Annotated in this window: 22 protein-coding genes and 1 pseudogene; 12 read left to right on the forward strand and 11 right to left on the reverse strand. The window is 71.5% G+C overall.

Annotation, left to right across the window (positions count from 1 at the left end; translation table 11 throughout):
* Positions 1-1,258 (forward strand): annotated as a pseudogene (locus VNM44_RS02240) (hypothetical protein); the annotation flags it as partial.
* 5 nt (positions 1,259-1,263) lie between these two features.
* Here VNM44_RS02240 and VNM44_RS02245 read toward each other — a convergent pair.
* On the reverse strand, positions 1,264-2,079 hold the full coding sequence (locus VNM44_RS02245) for a TIM barrel protein (RefSeq protein ID WP_325622137.1): 816 nt from the start codon (positions 2,077-2,079) through the stop codon (positions 1,264-1,266).
* A gap of 62 nt (positions 2,080-2,141) precedes the next feature.
* Here VNM44_RS02245 and VNM44_RS02250 point away from each other — a divergent pair, with 62 nt between their 5' ends.
* The 5 genes from VNM44_RS02250 to VNM44_RS02270 all read left to right on the forward strand — a co-directional run bounded on the left by VNM44_RS02250 (position 2,142) and on the right by VNM44_RS02270 (position 6,461).
* Positions 2,142-2,378 (forward strand): hypothetical protein, encoded by a 237-nt coding sequence (locus VNM44_RS02250; protein WP_325622138.1) that lies wholly within the window; start codon positions 2,142-2,144, stop codon positions 2,376-2,378.
* Positions 2,379-2,509: 131 nt separating this feature from the next.
* Positions 2,510-2,911, forward strand: coding sequence for a cytochrome c maturation protein CcmE (locus tag VNM44_RS02255; RefSeq protein WP_325622140.1), 402 nt, complete (start codon positions 2,510-2,512; stop codon positions 2,909-2,911).
* A 6-nt stretch (positions 2,912-2,917) separates the two neighbouring features.
* Complete coding sequence (locus VNM44_RS02260; protein WP_325622142.1) at positions 2,918-4,924, forward strand: heme lyase CcmF/NrfE family subunit; 2,007 nt, start codon at positions 2,918-2,920, stop codon at positions 4,922-4,924.
* A complete protein-coding gene (locus VNM44_RS02265) occupies positions 4,921-5,259 on the forward strand; it encodes a hypothetical protein (protein WP_325622144.1) in 339 nt (112 codons plus the stop codon). Before VNM44_RS02260 ends, VNM44_RS02265 begins: the two co-directional genes overlap by 4 nt.
* Complete coding sequence (locus VNM44_RS02270; protein ID WP_325622146.1) at positions 5,259-6,461, forward strand: murein hydrolase activator EnvC family protein; 1,203 nt, start codon at positions 5,259-5,261, stop codon at positions 6,459-6,461. Before VNM44_RS02265 ends, VNM44_RS02270 begins: the two co-directional genes overlap by 1 nt.
* Before the next feature lie 15 nt (positions 6,462-6,476).
* On the opposite strand, the gene VNM44_RS02275 is transcribed toward VNM44_RS02270, so the two are convergent.
* Both VNM44_RS02275 and VNM44_RS02280 read right to left on the reverse strand, forming a co-directional pair.
* Positions 6,477-7,067 carry a phosphoribosyltransferase gene (locus tag VNM44_RS02275; protein WP_325622148.1) on the reverse strand — a complete coding sequence of 197 codons (591 nt, stop codon included), beginning with the start codon at positions 7,065-7,067 and terminating at the stop codon, positions 6,477-6,479.
* Positions 7,064-7,441 carry a hypothetical protein gene (locus tag VNM44_RS02280; RefSeq protein ID WP_325622150.1) on the reverse strand — a complete coding sequence of 126 codons (378 nt, stop codon included), beginning with the start codon at positions 7,439-7,441 and terminating at the stop codon, positions 7,064-7,066. The genes VNM44_RS02275 and VNM44_RS02280 overlap by 4 nt, the downstream gene beginning before the upstream one ends.
* 193 nt (positions 7,442-7,634) lie before the next feature.
* Between VNM44_RS02280 and VNM44_RS02285 the strand changes: the two genes are divergently transcribed.
* From VNM44_RS02285 to VNM44_RS02300, 4 genes are read left to right on the forward strand one after another with little or no spacing between them, the layout of a single operon-like run.
* Positions 7,635-8,441 carry a metallophosphoesterase gene (locus tag VNM44_RS02285; RefSeq protein ID WP_325622152.1) on the forward strand — a complete coding sequence of 269 codons (807 nt, stop codon included), beginning with the start codon at positions 7,635-7,637 and terminating at the stop codon, positions 8,439-8,441.
* A gap of 5 nt (positions 8,442-8,446) precedes the next feature.
* Positions 8,447-9,724 (forward strand): 2,3-diphosphoglycerate synthetase, encoded by a 1,278-nt coding sequence (locus VNM44_RS02290; RefSeq protein WP_325622154.1) that lies wholly within the window; start codon positions 8,447-8,449, stop codon positions 9,722-9,724.
* The gene (locus tag VNM44_RS02295; RefSeq protein WP_325622156.1) at positions 9,721-10,635 is read left to right on the forward strand and encodes a hypothetical protein; all 915 of its coding nucleotides are present in this window, start codon (positions 9,721-9,723) and stop codon (positions 10,633-10,635) included. Before VNM44_RS02290 ends, VNM44_RS02295 begins: the two co-directional genes overlap by 4 nt.
* A 20-nt stretch (positions 10,636-10,655) precedes the next feature.
* A complete protein-coding gene (locus VNM44_RS02300) occupies positions 10,656-11,615 on the forward strand; it encodes a fructose-bisphosphatase class II family protein (RefSeq protein ID WP_325622158.1) in 960 nt (319 codons plus the stop codon).
* A 4-nt stretch (positions 11,616-11,619) separates the two neighbouring features.
* Here the strand turns inward: VNM44_RS02300 and VNM44_RS02305 are convergent, their stop codons facing one another.
* The 3 genes from VNM44_RS02305 to VNM44_RS02315 all read right to left on the reverse strand — a co-directional run bounded on the left by VNM44_RS02305 (position 11,620) and on the right by VNM44_RS02315 (position 13,578).
* A complete protein-coding gene (locus VNM44_RS02305) occupies positions 11,620-12,087 on the reverse strand; it encodes a hypothetical protein (RefSeq protein ID WP_325622160.1) in 468 nt (155 codons plus the stop codon).
* A gap of 90 nt (positions 12,088-12,177) precedes the next feature.
* On the reverse strand, positions 12,178-12,477 hold the full coding sequence (locus tag VNM44_RS02310) for a metal-sulfur cluster assembly factor (RefSeq protein WP_325622162.1): 300 nt from the start codon (positions 12,475-12,477) through the stop codon (positions 12,178-12,180).
* A gap of 105 nt (positions 12,478-12,582) precedes the next feature.
* Positions 12,583-13,578: a zinc-binding dehydrogenase gene (locus VNM44_RS02315; protein WP_325622164.1), complete on the reverse strand. Its 996-nt coding sequence runs from the start codon at positions 13,576-13,578 to the stop codon at positions 12,583-12,585.
* Positions 13,579-13,592: 14 nt separating this feature from the next.
* On the opposite strand from VNM44_RS02315, the gene queG reads away from it, so the two are divergent.
* Together queG and VNM44_RS02325 are read left to right on the forward strand one after the other, a co-directional pair.
* The gene (gene queG / locus VNM44_RS02320) at positions 13,593-14,615 is read left to right on the forward strand and encodes a tRNA epoxyqueuosine(34) reductase QueG (RefSeq protein WP_325622166.1); all 1,023 of its coding nucleotides are present in this window, start codon (positions 13,593-13,595) and stop codon (positions 14,613-14,615) included.
* A gap of 290 nt (positions 14,616-14,905) precedes the next feature.
* The gene (locus VNM44_RS02325) at positions 14,906-15,226 is read left to right on the forward strand and encodes a HAMP domain-containing sensor histidine kinase (RefSeq protein ID WP_325622168.1); all 321 of its coding nucleotides are present in this window, start codon (positions 14,906-14,908) and stop codon (positions 15,224-15,226) included.
* Here VNM44_RS02325 and VNM44_RS02330 read toward each other — a convergent pair.
* The 5 genes from VNM44_RS02330 to VNM44_RS02350 form a co-directional block, all read right to left on the reverse strand.
* On the reverse strand, positions 15,189-17,222 hold the full coding sequence (locus VNM44_RS02330; RefSeq protein ID WP_325622169.1) for a WYL domain-containing protein: 2,034 nt from the start codon (positions 17,220-17,222) through the stop codon (positions 15,189-15,191). The two genes, VNM44_RS02325 and VNM44_RS02330, sit on opposite strands and share 38 nt — an antisense overlap.
* 97 nt (positions 17,223-17,319) lie before the next feature.
* Positions 17,320-17,784 (reverse strand): hypothetical protein, encoded by a 465-nt coding sequence (locus tag VNM44_RS02335; protein WP_325622174.1) that lies wholly within the window; start codon positions 17,782-17,784, stop codon positions 17,320-17,322.
* A gap of 169 nt (positions 17,785-17,953) precedes the next feature.
* The gene (locus VNM44_RS02340; protein ID WP_325622176.1) at positions 17,954-18,388 is read right to left on the reverse strand and encodes a hypothetical protein; all 435 of its coding nucleotides are present in this window, start codon (positions 18,386-18,388) and stop codon (positions 17,954-17,956) included.
* A gap of 128 nt (positions 18,389-18,516) precedes the next feature.
* Positions 18,517-18,873 (reverse strand): hypothetical protein, encoded by a 357-nt coding sequence (locus tag VNM44_RS02345; protein WP_325622178.1) that lies wholly within the window; start codon positions 18,871-18,873, stop codon positions 18,517-18,519.
* Between the two features lie 32 nt (positions 18,874-18,905).
* Positions 18,906-20,333 (reverse strand): aldehyde dehydrogenase family protein, encoded by a 1,428-nt coding sequence (locus tag VNM44_RS02350; protein WP_325622180.1) that lies wholly within the window; start codon positions 20,331-20,333, stop codon positions 18,906-18,908.

The following is a 20,333-nucleotide window of genomic DNA, read 5'->3' on the forward strand; positions in this document are numbered from 1 at the left end:
GGCCTTCCACCTCGATCGCGCGGCGGCGCTGCTCGCCGAGCTCGACGGGCAGGTTCCCGCCGACCTGAGGGCGGAGGCCGCTGACGTGCTCGAGCGGGCCGGCTGCCGAGCGCTCGCCCGCGAGGCGAACCGAACGGCCCGTCGGCTGCTGCTCCGCTCGATCGAGCTCGAGCCGAGCCTCGAGCGCCGGTTTCACGCCGCCCGCGCGGCATGGCGGCTCTGGGAGCTCCCCGCGGCGGAGGACGAGATGGCGGAGGTGCGCACGCTCGCCCAGGCCGCCGGCGAGCGCACGATCGAAGGGCTGGCGCTCACCCAGCTCGCGGAGATCGTCCTCAATCGCCACGCCGACGTCGAGCAGGGGCGGACGCTCGGTCTCGAGGCGCTCGGTCTCCTCGCCGGCGCCCCGGGTGACGCGCGCTCCGACGCCCTGACGCTCCTCTCGAGCATCGGCTGGTGGGAGGGCGATCTGGAAGGCGTCGAGCGGTACACCGGCGAGGCGCTCGAGATCGCCCGCGAGGCGAACCGCCCCGATCTCGAGAGCCTCGCGCTGGGCGAGCTCGCAGCGGCCCACGTCGCGCGACTCGAGCTCTCGCGGGCCGACGCGGTGCTCGACGCGGCGGCGGCGCTCGCGGAGTCGAGCGGGAGCCTCTCGGCGACCGCCTGGGTGGCCCGGATCCGTGGCTCGATCCACCTCCGACGAAGCCGCTTCGCCGACGCGGAGCGCGAGTTCCACGCAGCGCGGGACCTCTTCGACGAGATCGGCGCGGCCTCCGACGCCGGCCGGACGCAGCAACTCGAAGGCCTCGCCGTCTGGCAGGGCGGCGATCCGGACCGCGCCGAACAGATCGTCCGGGAGGCGGTTCGCTCGCTCCTCGCGCTCCAGGAACGCGCGAAGGTGATCGAGGCGCAGCGGACGCTCGCGGAGCTCGTCCTGGCGAAGGGCCACGTCGAGGAGGCCGAGCGGTGGGCGCTCTCTGCCGTCGAGACGGTCGGGATGCAGGACACGATGTCGCGGGCGAACGTCCGCATGGTGCTCGGGCTCGTCCGGGCCGCCCAGGGGCGCGACGACGAGGCGGAGCTCCTGCTCCGCGACGCGATCGACTCGCTCGCGGCGACCGACTACCGGAACTCCGAGCCCGAGCCGCTCGCCGCCTATGCTCGCTTCCTTCGCGACCGGGGCCGCGACGACGAGGCGGCGGCGATCGAGGAGCGGCTGGCGAGGCTTCTCGAGCCCGAGAGCGCCGCACCCATCATCTGATCGTTTCACCCGACGAGCGCCGCCCGGATCGCCTGGCTCGAGCGCTCGTCCGGCGATTCCGAGATCACCGTGGCAGGCCGATCGAAGCCGTCGAGCGCAACGCGGAGCGGGTCGGCGCGGAGCGTGCCCTCGCCGTAGGGCAGATGCTTCGTCTCGTTGCGGTTCGCGAACGCGATGTCCGAGAAGTGGAGGTGGAACGGAGCGCCGCTCGGCAGCACGCCGTCCACGAGCTCGAGCGCCTCGCGGAACGGCTCGGGCTCGACGAACGCGCCGTCGCTCGTCGCGTGCATGTGCGCGAAGTCGACGACCGGACGCACCCAGCCGGCGCGACGGCTGATCTCGACGCAGTCGTCGAGCGAGCCGAGGTCGCGGACGCGCCCCATGACCTCGATCCCGAACGGCACGGCCCGGTCCTTCCCCTCCAGTCGCTCGCGCACGAGGGCGAGCTGCTCGACGACCGCGTCGATCGCGTCTTCACGGCTACGGCCGAGGAGGAATCCCGGGTGGAACACGACGACCTCGGCGCCGCACGCGGCGGCGATCCCGGCGCTCCGGTCGAGCGCGCCGAGCGCCGACGACCACTTGCGGCCGGTCGCCTCGAGATGGCCGACCCACCCGAAGAGCGGCGCGTGCACCGAGAGCGCGAGGTCGTGCTCACGGGCGAGCTCGCCGAGCCGCTCCGCCCAGGGGTAGCCCATCCAGAAGCCGGACTCGAAGTCGATCTCGCAGGCGTCGTAGCCGCGCTCGAGCAGCACTTCCACCGCCCGCTCGGGAGCGTCGCGATCGGGTATGCGCGCCGACCCGACCCTGACTCGGCCCATCCGGCGACTCTAACCCCCTGCAAACCGGGGATGTCGTCCGACCGGTCCCGTACCCTCGCGACATGGCCCAGCCCACACGCATCGACCTCCTCGAGCTCGACATCGACCTTCGCCTCACGGACCTCTGGCGCGAGGCCGCCGACATCGCCGAGTGGAACCTCGAAGTGGTGTCAGCCTTCATGCGGGCCGCGTACGGCAAGGGGTACTGCGACGCGCTGACCGAGGACGCGCCGGGAGCGCTCTGCCTCGACCACGGGTACGAGGTGCCGAGGCGGCAGCGCGACGCCGCCGAGGCTTAGACCCCTCGGGGTCGGCACCGAAGGTGCCTGACCCCTGAAGCGTGGTCCGGCAGAGGCGCGTTTCCATGCCGAGCGCCGCGGGGGTCGGGCACCCTCCGAGCGCCGGACGGCTTGTCTCTAGACTGTCGGTCATGGCACGGTCCTCGTCGCCTGCCAGGCTCGTGGTCGCGCTGTCCGTCGCGGCGGTGCTCGCGGTCTTCCTGCTCTACACGTCGCTCGCGGGCGGAGGGACGCCGTCGGTGTCGCCGAGCGAGCTCGCGGCGAAGACCGGCGAGGTCTCCCTCGCGGGTCGGGTGGTCGGCACGCCGACCGGCGACGCGCACGGCGCCGGCCTCAAGTTCGTGCTCGAGGACATCAAGGGCGCGAACAAGCAGCGCGTCACGGTGGTCTACAAGGGCTCCGTGCCCGACCTCTTCCGTGTGGGCCGCGACGTCGTCGTGACCGGGACGCAGCGCGCCGACGGCACCTTCGTGACGAAGCCGGGCTCGATGATCACGAAGTGCCCGTCGAAGTACCAGGCCGCGAAGACGTAGCGGTCGATGGCCGAGCTGGGACGCGCCGCCCTCGTCATCACCCTCGGGCTCTCCGCCTACGCGCTCGTCGCGGGCGCGGCGGCCGCGGCGCTCGGCCGGCGACGGCTGGCGCTCTCGGCTCGGAACGCGCTGATCGCGTCGTTCTTCTCGACGCTCGTCGCCGCCGCCGTTCTGGTGGCCGGTTTCCTCCGCGACGACTTCTCGCTCGCGTACGTCGCGGGCCACTCGAGCCGCGCATTGCCGTTCGCGTACAAGCTGTCCGCCTTCTGGGGCGGGCAGGAGGGGTCGCTTCTGCTCTGGCTGCTCGTCCTCACCGGCTACTCGGCGCTCGCCGTGTGGTTCGCGCGCAAGCGCGCCCGTGATCTCGTCGTCTGGGTGACGCCCGTCCTCGGGGGGATCGCCGTCGGGTTCAGCTGGCTTCTCGTCGGAGTCTCGAGCCCCTTCGACACGATCCCTGCGCCCGCGGACGGGAACGGGCTCAACCCGAGTCTCCAGAACCCGTACATGGTGGCGCACCCGGTGCTGCTCTACCTCGGGTACGTCGGCCTCGCGGTTCCGTTCGCCTTCGCGATGGGGGCGCTGCTCTCCGGGCGGATGGACGAGCGCTGGATCGTCGCGACGCGGCGGTGGACGATCGTGGCCTGGACCGCGCTCGGTGTCGGCCAGCTCCTCGGCGCGCACTGGGCCTACCAGGAGGTCGGCTGGGGCGGCTACTACGCGTGGGACCCCGTCGAGAACGCGGCGCTCATGCCGTGGCTCGCGGCGACGGCATACCTGCACTCGGTGATGATCCAGGAGAAGCGCGGGATGTTGCGGGTGTGGAACGTGACGCTCGTGAGCCTCGCGTTCTGCCTCTCGCTCTTCGGCACCTTCCTGACCCGCTCCGGCGTCGTCAGCTCGATCCATTCCTTCACGCAGAGCGCGATCGGCCCGTGGTTCCTGGCCTTCATCGTGGTCGCCGTCGTCTTTTCCGTGACGATGATCTGGCTGCGGCTCCCGCAACTCCGCACGACGGCCCGCCTCGAGTCGCTCGTCTCGCGCGAGGCGACGTTTCTCTACAACAACCTGCTCCTCGTCGCGCTCTGCCTGACGATCCTCTGGGGGACGGCGTGGCCGATCGTCTCCGAGGCGGTGCGCGGCGAAGCGGTCGTCGTCGGCCGTCCCTACTACGACTTCTTCCTGCGGATCTTCGGCCTGCCGCTCCTACTGCTGATGGGGATCGGGCCGCTCGTCGCCTGGCGGCGCGCCTCGTTGCGAGGGCTGGCGCGGGTCTTCGCGTGGCCGGCGGCCGTCGCGGCCGCGACCGGCGTCGCGCTGATCGCGTTCGGGGCCGGCTCCTCGATCCCCGGACTGATCGCGTACACGTTCTCCGCGTTCGTCCTCGCGACGATCGCGCTCGAGTTCTCCCGCGGCACCGCTGCCCGCCGAGCACTGACGGGTGAGAGCGTCCCGACCGCGTTCAGCCGTCTCGTCGGGCGCAATCGTCGCCGCTACGGCGGGTACGTCGTCCACGCGTCGGTCGTCCTGCTCGCGATCGGCGTCGCGGGCTCGAGCGCGTACGACTCGGTCGTGGAAGGGAAGCTCGCCCGCGGAGAGTCGCTCGCGGTCGGGGGCTACACGCTCACGTACCGCAATCTGACGGAGAAGGACGCGGCCAACGCGACGGAGATACGCGCCGTCCTGAACGTCAGGCGCGGGGGCGACTCGCTCGGCACGATCAAGGCCGGCAAGAACGCCTACAGCGTGGAGCAACAGGTCTCAAACGAGGTCGGGATCCGCTCCGACAAGTTGACCGGAGAAGACCTCTTCGTCATCGCCGAGCAGGTGAACGACGACGGCACCGTGTTCTTCCGCATCTTCGTCAAGCCGCTCGTCAACCTCATCTGGCTCGCCGGTCTCGTCTTCGTGCTCGGCTCCGTGATCACGCTCTGGCCCGACGCGCGCGAGGAGCGGCGCCTCGCCACGCGGTACGCGACTGTGGGTGAGCGCCGGGAGCGCACCGCCACGACGTGAGCCTGTGGCTCGTGCTCGGCGCGGCGCTGGCCGTCGCCGTCGTCGTCGTGGTCGCGCTCCCCTTCCTTCGCGAACCGACGCCCGACTCGGACGCCCTCCACGAGCTCGATGCGGCGGAGCGCGAGCGGCTCGAGGCCGAGGAGGCGCGCGACCGCGCCCTCGCCGCGCTCAAGGAGCTCGAGGCCGACCACCGCGCCGGCCGCATCTCCGACGAGGACTACCGCGCCGTCGTCGGCGTTCTGCGGCGCGACGCGGCAGAGGCGCTCCGAGAGCTGGATCGCGTCCGTGCGATGCCGCGGGGAGGGACTCGGACCGAGAGCGCGAAGAGCGCCTGATGGGTCGTCGAGCCGGGCTCGGCCCGGCCGCCGCAGGGGTGTTGATCCTTTGCCTGCTGCTCGTCGCCGGGACGGCGGCGGGCGATCCGGGCACCGACAAGGCGCGGATCGACGGCCGCATCGACACGTTGCGCGGCCGTGCCGCGGCCGCCGACCAGAAAGCGGGCGTGCTCACCGAGCAGCTGAGCGCGGTTGCAGGACAGGTGCGCGAGCTCGAGGCAGGCGTTCGGGCGCAGCAGGCGCGACTCTCGGTTCTGCGGGGACAGCTCGCCGGGGCCCGCGCGCGCCTTGCAGCGCTCGACGGCACGATCGCCCGTCAGACCGAGCGGCTCGGGCGGCTGCGCGGCGAGTACCGATTGGCTCTGATCCGGCTCGAGCAGCGAGTTCGCGAGCTCTACATGACCGACGGCCCGGACGCGCTGGCGTTCGTGCTCGGGACGGCGAGCTTCGCCGACCTGATCGACAACCTCGACCTTCTGAACCGGATCGGCCGCCAGGACGAGCGGATTGCGGCGCGGGTCAAGGCGAGCCGCGACGGCGTCGCCGACGCCAGACGGCGCACGAAAGCAGCTCGCGTCGAGGCGGCGCACGTCGAAGCAGCGGTGGCGTCTGCGACCAGCGAGCAGCAGGATGTCGTGTCCCGGCTCGTCGCGAGCCGTGATGCCCTCGTCGCGGCGAGGAGAGACAAGTCGGCGACGCTTGCCTCGATCCGCGACGATCGCGCGTCGACGCTCGCGGAGATCGACGCCCTCGAGGAGCAGAGCGCCGTGCTCGCGGAGCGCATCCGCCAGGCCCAGCAGCAGTCGTCCTCTGTGCCGGTCGTCGTGCCGTCCGGCAGCGGTGTGCTCGGCTGGCCCGTCTCCGGACCCGTGACGAGCGGCTTCGGCCTCCGCTGGGGGCGGATGCACGAGGGCATCGACATCGCCGTCGCCGAGGGCACGCCCGTGCGTGCGGCGGGGGCGGGGACCGTCATCTACGCCGGTTGGATGGGCGGTTACGGCAACCTCGTGGTGGTCGACCACGGCAACGGCCTCTCGACCGCCTACGCGCACAACTCGTCGCTCGGAGTCGGCGTCGGCCAGTCGGTGACTGCGGGCCAGGTCGTGTCCTATTCGGGCAACACGGGCAACTCCACCGGGCCGCACGTGCACTTCGAGGTTCGCGTGAACGGCTCGGCCGTCGACCCGCTCGGCTACCTGTAAGCGCTCGGACGCCGGTCACGCAGCGTCGATCGCGGCCGGAAGCTCGTCGACCGCGACGACATGGAGGTCCGGCAACGCCCGCCAGCGCTCGTCGAGCCCGAGGCCGTAGCCTGCGAAGAGCTCGTCGGGGACCGTGAAACCGATGTGCCGCAGAGAGATGTCTTCGACGAGGCGGCGATACGGCCGGTCGAGGAGGGTCACGGCCGCGAGGCTCGCGGGCCGACGTTCCGCGAAGCAGCGAGTGAGGAACGCGAGCGTCAGCCCGGTGTCGACCACGTCCTCGACGAGCAGGACGTCGCGGCCCTCGAGCGGGCAGTCGAGATCCTTGAGAAGTCGCACTCCGCCGCCCGGCCCGCCGCTCGAGTACGGCGCGAGCTCGATCACGTCGATCTGGTGGTCGAGGTCCAGGGCGCGCGAGAGGTCGGCGAGGAACACGGTGCTCGACTTGAGCGGCGCGACGAGGAGAGGCATGCGTCCCGTATAGGCGGCGGCGATCTCCCGGCCGAGCTCGGCCACCCGCGCGGCGATCTCCTCGCGCTCGAGGTAGACCTCGCCGATCGGCTGCCCATCCGCACGCAGGCGCTCGGCGGCGCTCCGCCGGCTCACGATGCGATCCGCAGCCGGTACCGCTGCGCGAGGCGCTCGATGTCCCGCCGGTAGAACAGCTTCACCCTGACGTCCGGGTAGAGGCGCCGCACTTCACGGAGTTTTCGGTTCTTGCGGGTGACGAGCGACTGCTTCATCACCGTGACCTCGATGTAGAGGTTCTGCTCCGGGAGGTAGAAGTCCGGCGTGAACGCTCGCGTGACGCGTCCCTCGGCGTCGCGCTCGAGCACGAACGACCGCGGTTCGTACTCCCAGGGAATTCCGTACCAGTCGAGAATCCTCGCGCACTCGCGCTCGGCGCCGTTGACGAAGCGCGGCGGCTCGGCGCCGCGATATGCCTGGAACTCGGCGGTTTCCCTGGGCGACTCGGGCACCGCTTCGAGAGTAGCGAGGGGCTCGGACGGCCCCCGTTCTCGCTCGCGGAGCGCGATTCCGCGGAAGCGGAATCGCGCCGCTGATTCCGGACGGAGGCGGGCAGATGCCTGAAGGCGCCCGCCTTCGCGGTCGCAACCGCCGGTCCACTCGCCGGACTGTCGGTTCCCGTACGGCGGCCGTACACTGCGTCCGATGGCCGTCGGCGAACGCCCGTTCCGGATCGCCCACCTGTCCGACCTGCACTGTGGCGGCCCGTACTTCGAGGCCGCGCTGCTCGAGCGAGCGATCTCGGAGGTCAACGAGCTCAGGCCAGACATCGTGATCTGCTCCGGCGACCTGACGACGTTCGGGTTCAAGCACGAGTACCAGCTCGCGCGCCAGTACCTCGACCAGATCGACTGCGACTCGTTCGTCGTGGTCCCTGGAAACCACGACGCCCGGAACGTCGGCTACGTCCATTTCGAGGATCTCTTCGGGAGCCGGTCGTCCGTCCTGCGCAAGGACGGCGTGACCGTCGTCGCGGTCGACTCGACCGAGCCGGACCTCGACCACGGGCAGATCGGGCGGGGCCGCTACGCGTGGATCGAGGAGCAGTTCTCGGCCGAGCCGGCCAAGCTGAAGATCTTCGTCCTCCACCACCACCTGCTGCCCGTCCCCGGAACGGGGCGCGAGCGGAACGTCGTATACGACGCGGGTGACGCGATCGAGTGCCTGCTCCGGGCGGGCGTGCACCTCGTTCTCTCCGGGCACAAGCACGTGCCCTACGCATGGCGCCTCGAACACCTATTCGTCGTGACCACGGGCACCGTTTCGTCTCTGCGCCTCCGGGGGAACACCAGGCCCTGTTACAACGTCGTCGAGGTGCACGGCAACCACGTCTCGATCTCGAGGAGACACCCCTTCCACGGCGAGGAGCGGATCATCCAGTTCTCCACCGAGACGTTCGAGTACGAGAAGTACACGGGCCGGATCGAGCGGGAGGTGACGACGCGAGGATGAGACGCGTGGTCGCCATCGTGGACGGCGAGCACTACCCACCCGTCGTCAGGGACGCACTCGAGGAGATCGACGACCTCGTCGTCGCGGCCGTGCTCGTCGGCGGGGTCGAGAAGCTGCGCGGCGACGATCCCGGCTACGGCGTTCCGCTGGAGCCGTCGCTCGAGGCCGCGATCGAGCGGCATCTTCCGGACGTCGTCCTCGATCTCTCGGACGAGCCGGTGCTGGGGCCGCCCGAACGCATGGCGCTCGCGAGCAGGACGTTGGCGCTCGGTGTGCCCTACGAGGGGCCGGACTTCCGCTTCGACCCGCCCGACGCGACGGCGGTCGACGTCCCGACGCTCGCCGTGATCGGCACGGGAAAGCGCGTCGGCAAGACGGCTGTGACGGGCCACGTCGCCCAGCGGCTGGCGCTGACGCGCCGCGTCGTCGTCGTCGCGATGGGCAGAGGGGGCCCGCCAGAGCCCGAGGTCATCTTCGTCAGGCCGACCGTCGAGGCGCTGCTGGACATGTCGCGGGACGGGCGCCACGCCGCGTCCGACCACCTCGAGACGGCCGTCGTCGCCGGTGTGACCACGGTCGGCTGTCGCCGCTGCGGCGGGGGCCTGGCGGGAGCGGTCGCCGTGTCGAACGTCGTCGAGGGTGTGTCGATCGCGGCAGGTCTCGGCGCCGAGCTCGTCCTGCTCGACGGCAGCGGCGCGGCGCTCCCGCCCGTGGCGGCCACCCGCCGCCTGCTCGTCGTATCCGCCGCCCAGCCCGTCGAGATCGCGGCCGGCTACCTGAACGCCTACCGTGCCCGGATCTCCGACCTCGTCGTCGTGACGATGGCCGAGAACGAGGCGCCGCACGAGGAGCTCGTACGCGCGCTCCGCGGCAACCTGCGGCCGTGGGCGCAGGTCGTCCGCACGGTGCTCCGGCCGCGCCCGCTCGAGCCCGTATCCGGCGAGCGTGTCGCGTTCTTCTGCACCGCGCCGGCGACGCACCACGATCGGCTCGCGGCGCACCTCGAGCAGGCCCACGGCGCGCGGGTGACGTCCGTCTCGGGCAACCTCTCCGACCGGGGCCGGTTGCGGGACGACCTGGCGGGTGCGGACGCCGATGTCTTCCTGGTCGAGCTGAAGGCTGCCGCGGTCGACGTCGTCGCCGAGGAAGCCGCGCGGCGCGGCGTGCGGATCGTCATCGCCTCGAACGACGTCGTCCCGCTACCGGGCGAGCCGTCCCTCGATCTCGAGCTCGACAGGCTGGCGTCGGAGACTCTGTCCTTCGCCTCCGAGGCCGTCCAGTGAGCGAGCGCCGGTACCTCGCGCCTCTTCCGCTCGGCGGCGACGAGGGCCCGCCCTGGTCGAAGGGCCTGATGTCGCGCGCGCTCGCGGCCACCGGTCTCACCGTCACTCGCGCGTACGAGCTCGCGCGCCGCGTCGACGCGGACATGACCGAGCGCGGCACCGACCGGGTCGACCTCGACCGGCTCGCCGACCTCGCGGCCGAGGTGCTCGGCGAGGCCGAGGGCGGGCGCACGATGCGGCGGCTCCGGCGCCTCCACGCGCTCCGCCAGCTCGACGTGCCGATCATCCTGCTCGTCGGCGGCGCGACCGGCACCGGGAAGTCCACGATCGCGACGGAGGCCGCACACAGGCTCGGGATCACGCGTGTGACGTCGACCGACTTCATCCGGCAGACGATGCGGGCCTTCTTCTCTCCGGCGTTCATGCCGTCGGTGCACTATTCGAGCTTCGAGGCGGGGCTCGCGCTCACGAAGGCGGAAGAGGACGAGGCCGGCGACGCGCGGTTGCTTGGCTTCCTCGACCAGACGCGGAACGTCCTCGTCGGCGTCGAGGCGGCGATCGACCGCTCGCTCGCCGAGGGCTGGTCGATGGTGCTCGAGGGCGTCCACCTGGTGCCCGGGATGGTGGACATCGAGCGGGGCAACGCGATTGTCGTCCAGTGCCTGGTCGCGATCGAGGACGAGGATCTGCACCGAAGCCACTTCTGGGTCCGCGATCACGCGACAGAGGGTCTGAGGCCCCTCGAGAAGTACATCGACGGCATGCCCGAGATCCGCATGATCCAGGGCGCGCTGATCGAGCGGGCGGAGCGGTGCGACGTGCCGGTGATCATGAACTCGACGCTCGACCAGGCGATGGGCGAAGTCCTCGACCTCGTCCTCTCGACCGCCGACCAGCTCGCGCGCGTGTGAGTTGCCACTAGAGTCGGCACGTGGCCGACTGCCTCTGCACCCGGTACGCCCGGGCGACCGAGTGGGCGGCGCTCGCCGGGGCTCGCTGGCTCGGACGGGCGGACGAGGAGGCGGCGGAGGACGCCGCGGCAAGCGGGATGAAGTCGGCGCTCGACGAGTTGCCCATCGAGGGCGAGGTCGTCATCGGCGCGCGCACCGGCGAGACGCTGCTGCCCGGTGGCACGGTCGGAGCGGGCGGCCAGCGCGTCGACCTCGCACTCGACCCGATCGAGGGACGAGCCGTCGTCGCACGCGGCGGCGTCGGAGCGATGGCGATGCTCGCCGTCGCGCCCGAGGGCGCGCTGCGGCGCCTGCCGGACATGTACATGCGCTCGATCGCCGTGGGCCCACGAGCGCGCGACGTGATCGACCTCGACCGACCGGTTGCGGAGAACGTCCAGAAGGTCGCCGAGAGCTTCGGGCGCCAGCCGCTCGACATCACCGCGCTCGTGCTCGACCGGCCGCGCCATCACGACCTGATCGAGGAGCTCCGGAGCGCGGGGACCCGCATCAAGCTGATCGGTGACGGCACGGTCACCGCGTCGATCTCCGCCGCGATCCGCGGGACGAACGACCACCTCGCGATCGGGATCGGCGGGACACGTCAGGCCGTGCTCACCGCCGCCGCTCTGCGCTGCCTCGGCGGCGGCATGCAGGCGCAGCTCTGGCCGACGACGCGGACGCAGATCGACGCGGCACGGGAGATCGGAGTCGAGGACATCTCGCACGTCTTCACGGAGGAGGACCTCGCTCCGGGCGACGTGATCGTCGTCGCGACAGGGGTCACGAACGGCGACCTGCTCCGGGGCGTCCGCTTCATGGCCGACTCCGCGAGGACGCACTCGCTGATCATGTGCATGCGCTGCAACTGGGTGCGCTTCGACGACGGCATCCACTTCTTCGCGCGCGAGCGCAGGGAAGAGGTGCGGCTCCTCGGCTGATCCGTTACACCGCTTGCGGCAACAACACGAGGCGCACGGTCCCTCGGCGGGCCCCGTGGGGCTCGTAGCGTGAGAGGAGTGGCTCGTAGCCCCGGGCCACGATCCTCAGGTGGATGTGGGCCGGGCGACCCTCGTACGACGCCGGATACGGGCCCTCGAACCGGAAGCGCCCGTTCCGGTCGGCCAGGACCGTCGCGCTCAGCGCCCGGACGTAGCCGCCCTTCCTGTTCGACTGCCAGAGCTCGATCCGGGCGCCGGGGATCGGCCGGCAGTCGAGCGACGAGAGGATCACGCCCGTCAGCACATGTCCCTTCCCGATGGACGCCCGCACAGGGGGCGAGCCGCGACCGAACGGGCCGAAGCCGTCCGAGACCGTGGCCGGGCAGCCGGCGGTAGCCGTGGCGGTCGCGGTGGCGGTGAGCGCGCAAGCCACTAGAAGAGCTGCGGTGAGGGCTCCGCGGAGCCGGCTCATCGCTACGTCTTACCAAATCACCCGTCAGAGGAGAAATGCAGAGGCGCGGCTGAAGCCGCGCCTCCTTCGGCTGGACACCCGTCGAGGTGTCTACCCGAACCCGAGGATGAACTTCGCGTCGTCCGACATGCGGTCCGGCGTCCACGGGGGGTCGAAGGTCAGCTCGACCTCGACCTGCTCGACGCCCGGCAGCGCCGCCACCGCGTCGTGGATGTTCTCCTGGATCATCGGCCCGGCGGGGCAACCCATCGACGTGAGCGAATGGATGACCTTCACCCGCTCGCCCTCGATCTCCGCGTCGTAGTAGAGGCCGAGCTCGACGATGTCCATCCCGAGCTCCGGGTCCTCAACGTCGTGGAGCGCCTCGACGACGTCGTCCTTCGTGATCATGGCCGTACCGTAGCTCAGGCCCAGGGGTCGGTCCCCGCTAGGGGCGCATCCCCGTGACGCCTCGCCTCGCGGGGGACAGGCCCCTGCGGGGCCAGTCCCCGAGGATCACGATCCCTCGTCCGGCATGACCAGGACGATCTTCCCCAGCTGCTCGCCCGCCTCGAGCCGCTCGTGCGCGGCGCGGATCTCCGACAGCGGGTAGACCCGATCGACGTGCACGCCCACGCGGCCCGTGCGGACGAGGTCGTACGCGCCGAGGAAGTCCTCGCGCGTCCCCATGCTCGAGCCGAGCACCGTCAGCTGCTTCCACCAGAAGCGGTGGAGCTGCGCCGGCGGGTTCGGTCCGCTCGTGGCGCCGCAGACGACGACACGGCCGGTCGGCCGCACCGCCGCGAGCGACCGGGCCCACGTCGCCTCTCCGACCGACTCGACGACGACGTCGACCCCCTTCCCCGTCGTCTCGCGCACGGCACCGACGACGTCGCCCTTCGCATGGTTGACCCCGACGTCGGCACCCCACTCGACCGCGCGGGCGAGCTTGTCGTCGTCGCCCGACGTGACGATGGTGCGCACTCCGAGAGCACGGCAGATCTCGAAAGCGGCCGTCGCGACGCCGCCGCCGATGCCCCAGATCAGCGCCCATTCGCCCGCCTGCACGGCCGCGCGTGTCACGAGCATTCGGTAGGCAGTCTCGTAGACGAGCGGGAAGGCCGCGGCGACCTCGAAGGTGAGGGAGTCGTCGAGTGGAAAGACCTGTGCGTCGTCGACCGCGATCAGCTCGGCATGCGTCCCGTCGGTGTGCTCGCCGATCACCGTGATCGCGTCCCCGTGCTCCATCCCGGGGTTCAAGACAACCCGTTGTCCCGGCTCGAGCCCGTCCACGCCTTCGCCGAGCGCCTCGACGACCCCGGCGCCGTCGGCACCGAGGATCCTGGGCTTCGGCACGGAGGGCAGGCCCTTGCGCACCCAGATGTCGAGGTGGTTGAGCGACGCCGCACGAAGCCTCACGAGCACCTGGCCGCGGGCGGCGACCGGGTCGGGGACCTCCTCGACCCGGAGCACCTCGGGCCCTCCGTCTTCGTGGATCCGTGCAGCGAGCATGGCACGATCCTCGCATGACGACCGATGACCTGCGCCGGCTTGCCGACGAGCTCGGCCTCGACGTCGTCGGCGCGGCGCCCGCCGCGCCGTACACCGAGACCGAGCGTCACATCGGCGAGCGGCGAGCCCGGGGCCTCTTCGGGACGATGCGCTTCACGATGGCGCAGCCCGAGGTCTCCTGTCACCCGGAGACGCTGCTCGACGGCGCCCGCACGGTCGTCTCCGCGGCACTGTGCTACTACGTCGGCTCGCCCGAGCCGGCCGCCGGCGAAGGTCGCCTGCCGCGCTACGCGTGGAGCGACCACTACGCCGACCTGCGCGAGCGGCTGGACGCCCTCGGACGGCGGCTCGGTGGGTCCTACCGCGTGCTCGTCGACGCGAACCAGCACGTCGACCGGGCGGGAGCCGAGCGGTCCGGCGTCGGCTTCATCGGCAAGAACACGATGCTCATCACGCGGACGCACGGATCGTGGGTCGTGCTCGGAGCCCTGGTGACCGACGTCGAGCTCGATTCGACGCCGCCGCTCGACGCGGGTTGCGGGAGCTGCACGCTCTGCATCGACGCTTGCCCGACCGGGGCGTTGGACGAGCCCGGCGTCCTCGACGCCACCCGATGCCTCTCCTACTGGACGCAAACCGCGGGGGAGATGCCGGAGGACGTCATGGACGCGCTCGAGGATCGCGTCTACGGCTGCGACATCTGCCAGGAGGTGTGCCCGTGGAACCGCGGCGTCGAGAAGCGACGCGGCGGCGACCCGTTGCCGGAGGGCTCACAGCCGGTCGTCTCCCTCGTCGACTGGCTGGAGCGAGAAGGGGACGACCTCGTGGCGGAGCTCGAGCGGCTCTACGTGCCGAGAAACGCTCCTCGCTGGCTCCGGCGGAACGCGCTCGTGGCGATCGGGAACGTCGGGGGGGAGGGCGAGGCGGAGGTCGCCGCGCGCTACGTCGACGACCCGGAGCCCGCCGTGCGGGCAGCCGCGCGACGTGCGCTCGCGCCGGTCGCCGACCGGTCGCGGCTGGAAGGGGGGCGAGGCTGAAGCCACGGCCCACGAACCCGCGGATCCACCGCGAGCGCCTGCAGGTCGTCGCCCACGAGCTGCGGAGCCCCGTTGCGGCGCTCTCCGCGCTCGCCGCGGCGGCGCCGACGGTCCCTCCGGCCGAGCGGAGGCGACTGTTCCTTCTCGCCCTTGCGGCTGCGCGCGACGTCGAGCGGATCCTGGGCGACAGCGAGCTCGTCTCGCTTCGCCGGGAGCGCGTCGACCTCGGTGCGCTCGCATCGACGTTCGGGGGCGAGCGCGTCCGGGTCTCGGTCGCCGGCGCAGCCTTCGTGCACGGTGATCCGACACGTCTGCGCCAGGTGCTCGCGAACCTGATCGCCAACGGGCTGCGGCACGGGACGCGCGTCGAGATCGCGGTGAGCGAGCGCAACGGCCGGGTCGTCGTCGACGTCGTCGACGACGGAGCGGGAATTGCTGCCGGAATCGACCCCTTCGCCCGCGGCGCGAGCGGTGTCGAGTCGTCGGGGCTCGGGCTCTGGCTCGGCCGCGAGATCGCCGGGGCGCACGGCGGGGCGCTCGAGCTCGTTTCCGGCACCCGGCCGGGAACGTGCTTCAGGCTGTCTCTGCCGTCCGCTTCCGGCGAGTGCTGAGCCCAAGCTCGGACTGCAGCGCCTGGGCGCGCGCCGCGACGGCGCGTCGAAGCCCGGCCGGCTCGAGCACGACGGTCTCGCCCCGGTCGGCGAGCACCTCGGAGAGGAGCCACTCCTCGGTCTTGAACGTCACGTCTGCGACCGCCGACTTGTCGGTCAGGGCACGGGCGCCGCGCTCGAGCTTCCAGCGAGCGATCGGCTGTGCGTGCCAGAGCCGTGCGATCGCGGGCTCCGAGAGGTAGTTGGGGTCGAAACCGTCGCGCGGCTCGAAGCGCTCGCGTGTGAGCCGTGCGGACCGCATCCGGTCGAGGCGGTAGGTGCGCGGGCCGTCGACCGTCCGGTCCCACGTGTGCACGCGCCAGTACGGCAGCTCGCGCTCGATCGTGTACGGCTCGACGAGACGCGTGACCGGTTCCTCCTCGCCCTCCTTCAGGTAGTCGAGCTCGACGAGGCGCCGCTTGTCCGCCCCGTCCGAGAGCGTGCGCACCAGCGCCTCCTCGTCGTTCGCCGCGCGCGTCGCGGCTGTCGGTGCGAGCTCGAACTGGCCGAAGGTCTCCTCGAGCTTCTTCCGCACGCGATCGAGCGGCGTGTCGGCCTCGGCGGCGATCGTCGGGCCGATGTACTCGATCGCGAGCCGGATCGCTCGCGCTTCGAGCGGTGTGAGCTTCGGCGCCTTGCGAAAGACGTCGCCGTACAGCTCCTTGTCGACGTGGACGCGATTCGCGTCGTCGTCGACCTCGGCATACACCGTGTAGCACCCTCCGCCGAAGTTGACGAGGTTGAGCAGCGAGAGCGTTTCCTGGAGCTCCTCGCGCGGGAGCGAGAACCGCTCGGCGAGCTCGTCCGCGTCGAGGTCGGTGCTCCGTTCCTCCCCGCACGCCGAGAGCAGGTGCGCGAGCAGCGCCTGCAGCACACCGAACCGCTCCGGTGCGACCGGGCCTGCGGTCGGCCGCTCGACGACCGGCCTGGGCTCGGCGCGCCGCTCACGCGCGTGCTCGGGCGCGGCGCCCGTATGCCGCTCCCGGAGCCGACGCAGCGCGTCGCGCACCTCATCCCGCAGCGCGGGTGGCTCGAGCGGAACGGCGCGCCCGTTCTGGCGCAGGATCCACGACACGAGCGGCCCCAGCGTCGAGTAGGAGGTCTCGAAGACGCCGTCGACGACGGCTCCCGCGTCGGCGAGCGTGCGGTGGACCCACCAGGCGGTGTCGCCCTGCACCCCGATCCGCGCAACGCCGGCCCGCGGCCCGATCTGCCACGGCCGTGCGATGCGGTAGGCCTCCACGTCGAACTCCGCCGGGAGCCGGAAGTCGCGCTCGCGGCGCGTCGCGAAACGGATGTCCGAGCGGATCCTCGCAACGCGGAAGGTCCTCGTCGCGTCGCGGTCGAGGTCGTGGCCGACGACGTACCAGACACCCTCGTCGAGCCGCAGCGCGTACGGGTTGACCTTCCGCTCCGTCTCCCGGTCGCGGGCGGGCGACCAGTAGCGGAACTGAATGGTGCGCTGCTTCGAGATCGCGGCCTCGAGCTTCGAGAGGCGCGCCGCGAGCTCGGGCGAGTAGTCCGGCGCCGTGACGCGCACGCGCTCGGCGGTCGCGGTCGGCGCGTGCCGGAAGCCCGGTCGGCCGAGGGCGAGGTTCTGGAGCGCGAGCCGCAGCGGCTCGGCGTACGCGAACTTGCCCTCGAGCGTGTAGAGGGCGGTCTGGAGGGCGGCGAGCTCGTCCTCGTCGAGGTCGAGCTGGTCGAGGAAGTAGTTCTCGGAGCGGAGGGTGTAGAGCTCTTCGCCCGTGAATTCGTCCCGCTGTGAGCTGAGCGGCACGCCGAGCGCCGTCAGCTCTGCGCGGTCGGAGTAGAACCGGCGCGCAAAGGCCTCGTCCGACATCTCGGAGTAGCCCTCGACGTTCCCCTTGACGTCCCGTGCGGTGAGCGGACGCCGCTCCGCCATCAGGAAGGCAACGAGCGAGAGCTGCCGGATGAGCTTGTCGGCGTCGTGCGACATGGAAATGAGCCTACCGCGGGGCACAGTTCGCGGGATGCGAAATGTGCCTCTGGAGGCGGTTCAGAGGCACTCTGGAACGGGTGAGCGAACGAGGTGCCTACGCGGCCCGGGCGGCGGCCGCAAGCGTCGTGCGCTCGAGATGCTGGTGCGACGGGCAGTAGTCGCGCCCGGGGAGCGGCGTCCTCTGGCACGCCTTGCCCTTGCGGGTCGTGGCCTTGCAGCGGCTGATTCCTCCGTCGAGCAGGCCGGCCTCGAGCTGGGTCTCGATGAAGCCGACTGCCGCGGTGACGCCTTCCTTCACCGCCCAGGCAACGTGTGCCTGCGCGGTGATCGGGAAGTACCGCCGGATGTCCTGGAAGAGCGATCGGTCGGGACGCGCGAAGTAGTGCGGATCGTGAGCAAGGCGAGACATCGTCTCCTCGCACTCGCACAGCACGGCACGCCGGTATTCGAGGCGCGTCGGGTCGTCCACGTAGGGATCGATCAGATCCTTGATCGAGCGATAGATCGCACGCGAGTACTGGTACATGCACGACTGAAGCTGCGCGAGGTTGGCTTCCATACGGATCCGTCTCCCGTCCGTCGTTCGCCTGGCCGCTCGCCTTCGAGGGGCGGCCGGAGCCTGTCCGAGGGCGAGTCTACCCTGTTCCGCCCGCTGTTACAAACTCGTCACGATCGTTGTCAAGATTGCGTACGCGACGCGCTCGCGCCGGGCCTGCGGCGAGCCCGCCTCAGGGCTCGATCCGCTGCACGCGTGCACCCTTTACCGCCGCCCGGGCGCGCCGCAGCGAGCCCGTTGCGTCCGCCTCGCTCTGGTAGCGGCCGGAGAACGTCATCCAGTACCCGGGCCGCAGGCTCGCGAACCGGGAGGAGTCGAGGACTCCCACGCGGGTCAGGCCGTGCGTCCGTGCCTGCTGCGCGACGGCGACGGCCTCGTCGCGGCCCTTCGTCTTCGGGATCGAGGCGAGCACGATCGTCCATCCCTCTCGTGCGCGGGGCCAGACGACGAGTCGGCTGCGGGGCTCGACCTCGGGCGTGCGCGCCGTCACGCTTCCGCCGGTCGCCGTGAGGATGCGCTCCGGGCCGGTGTCGTCCGCCGCGACGGCGACCGCAACCGCTGCGCCCGCGCAGGCCACAGCCGCGAGGCCGGCGATCCGAAGCCGCAAGCCCCGCGTCTCGTGCGGGAGCGCTCCGAGCCGTCTCCGTCCGGGTTGACGAAGGCCGCATTCCAGGCAGTACTCCTGCCCTGCGGCGATCGGTGCTCGACAGCGGGGGCAGGCCGAGGCCTCGGCGCTCACGCCGAGGTGTCCTCGGCGGCGACGGCTTCGACGTCGAATGCGCGGCCGCAGCTCGGGCAGAAGCGCGCGCCGATGAGCATCGGTGCTCCGCAGACGCAGATCGCGCGCTGCCGACGGCGCAGGCCGGCGCCCTTCAGGTGCGCGTCGATCTCCGAGACGCGCGCCTCGATCGCGACGAGCTCGGCGCACCGCTCGACGACGAGCGCCTCGTTGAAATGGTCCCGGCGGTACATCTCGAGCGTCAATCCGCCGAGATCGCGCAGGCGGTCTTCCCGTAGAAGCAAGAGTGCCCGCCGCTCGCGCCGGAGGTCACCGGCCGCGGGAGCGGGTGGCTGGCGGTTGAAGAGGGGCACGGGGCGGAGGTTAGCCTCCCCGGCGGCAGGCACTAGAGCTGGAGGACGACCAGCCGCTCCTCGGTCATCTCCCGCACCGCCCAGGCCGGCCCTTCGCGGGTGTTGCCCGACTCCTTGACGCCGCCGTAGGGCATCTGGTCGGCGCGGAAGGTCGGCGCCTCGTTGACGGTCACGCCGCCGAACTCGAGGCTGCGGGCGGCCGAGAGAGCCGCCCGTACGTTCGTCGTGAAGATGCCCGCTTGGAGGCCGTAGCGCGTCGCGTTGGCGAGCTCGATCGCCTCCTCGAGCGCCCCGTACGGCTGGAGCGTGCAGACGGGCCCGAAGGCCTCGTCGCACGCGAGCCGCGAGTCGGCGGGGGGCCGCTCGACGATGGTCGGCGCGAGCAGGTCGCCCACGAGCTCTCCGCCGGTGAGGATCGTCGCACCGCCCGCCCGGGCTTCCTCGATCCACTCGAGCACGCGATCGCGGTCCTCGCGGCTGATCAGCGGGCCCACGTCGGTCTCCTCGTCCGACGGATCGCCCACCTTGAGCGCCTCGACGCGAGGTACGAACGCGGAGCGGAAGGCGTCGTAGACGTCCTCCTGGACGAAGATCCGCTGTACCGAGATGCAGCTCTGGCCCGCGAACGAGAAGGCGTTCGCCGCGCAGCGGCCCGCGGCGTCGTCGACGTCGGCGTCCGGCTCGACGATGACGGGCGTCGCGTTTCCGAGCTCGAGGTTGACGCGCTTTCGCGGCGCGCGCTCGCGCAGCTTCCACCCGACCGCGCCCGAGCCGGTGAACGTGACGAGCGCGACGCGGGGGTCCTCGACGATGACGTCGCCGATCTCGGAGGACGGGCCGACGAGGACGTTCAGCCAGCCGGCAGGCAGCCCCGCGTCGTGCTCGAGCTCAGCCAGGAAGAGCGCCGAGAGCGGCGTCTGCGAGGCGGGCTTGAGGACGACCGCGCAACCGGCCGCGAGCGCGGGCGCGATCTTGTGCGCGACGAGGTTGAGCGGGAAGTTGAACGGGCTGATCGCGCCGACGACGCCGACCGGGAGCCGCATCGTGAACGCCAGCTTTCCCTCACCCGCCTGCGACGCGTCCATCGGGACCATCTCGCCGGCGAGCTTCCTTGCCTCGACGGCCGCCATCGTGTAGGTCGACATCGCCCGCGCCACCTCGACCCGGGCGGCCTTCAGCGGCTTGCCCGCCTCGGCCGCGATCTGGCGCGCGGCCTCGTCGGCCCGCTTGCCGAGCGCACCCGCCACCCGCACGAGGATCTCGGCGCGCTTGTGGGCGGGGAGGGGAGCGCGCATCGCCGCCTCTGCGGCGTCGATCGCGGCCCGTGCCTCGTCGGCGCCGGCCTTCGGGACCCGCGCGACGAGAGCCCCGTCGTAGGGCGAGGCGACCTCGAGCCAATCGCCGGTCTCGACCCATTCGCCGCCGATGAGCAGCTTGCGCTCGGTCGCCGTGACGGCCAT

Source organism: Gaiella sp., from assembly GCF_035558935.1.
GTDB lineage: Bacteria > Actinomycetota > Thermoleophilia > Gaiellales > Gaiellaceae > Gaiella.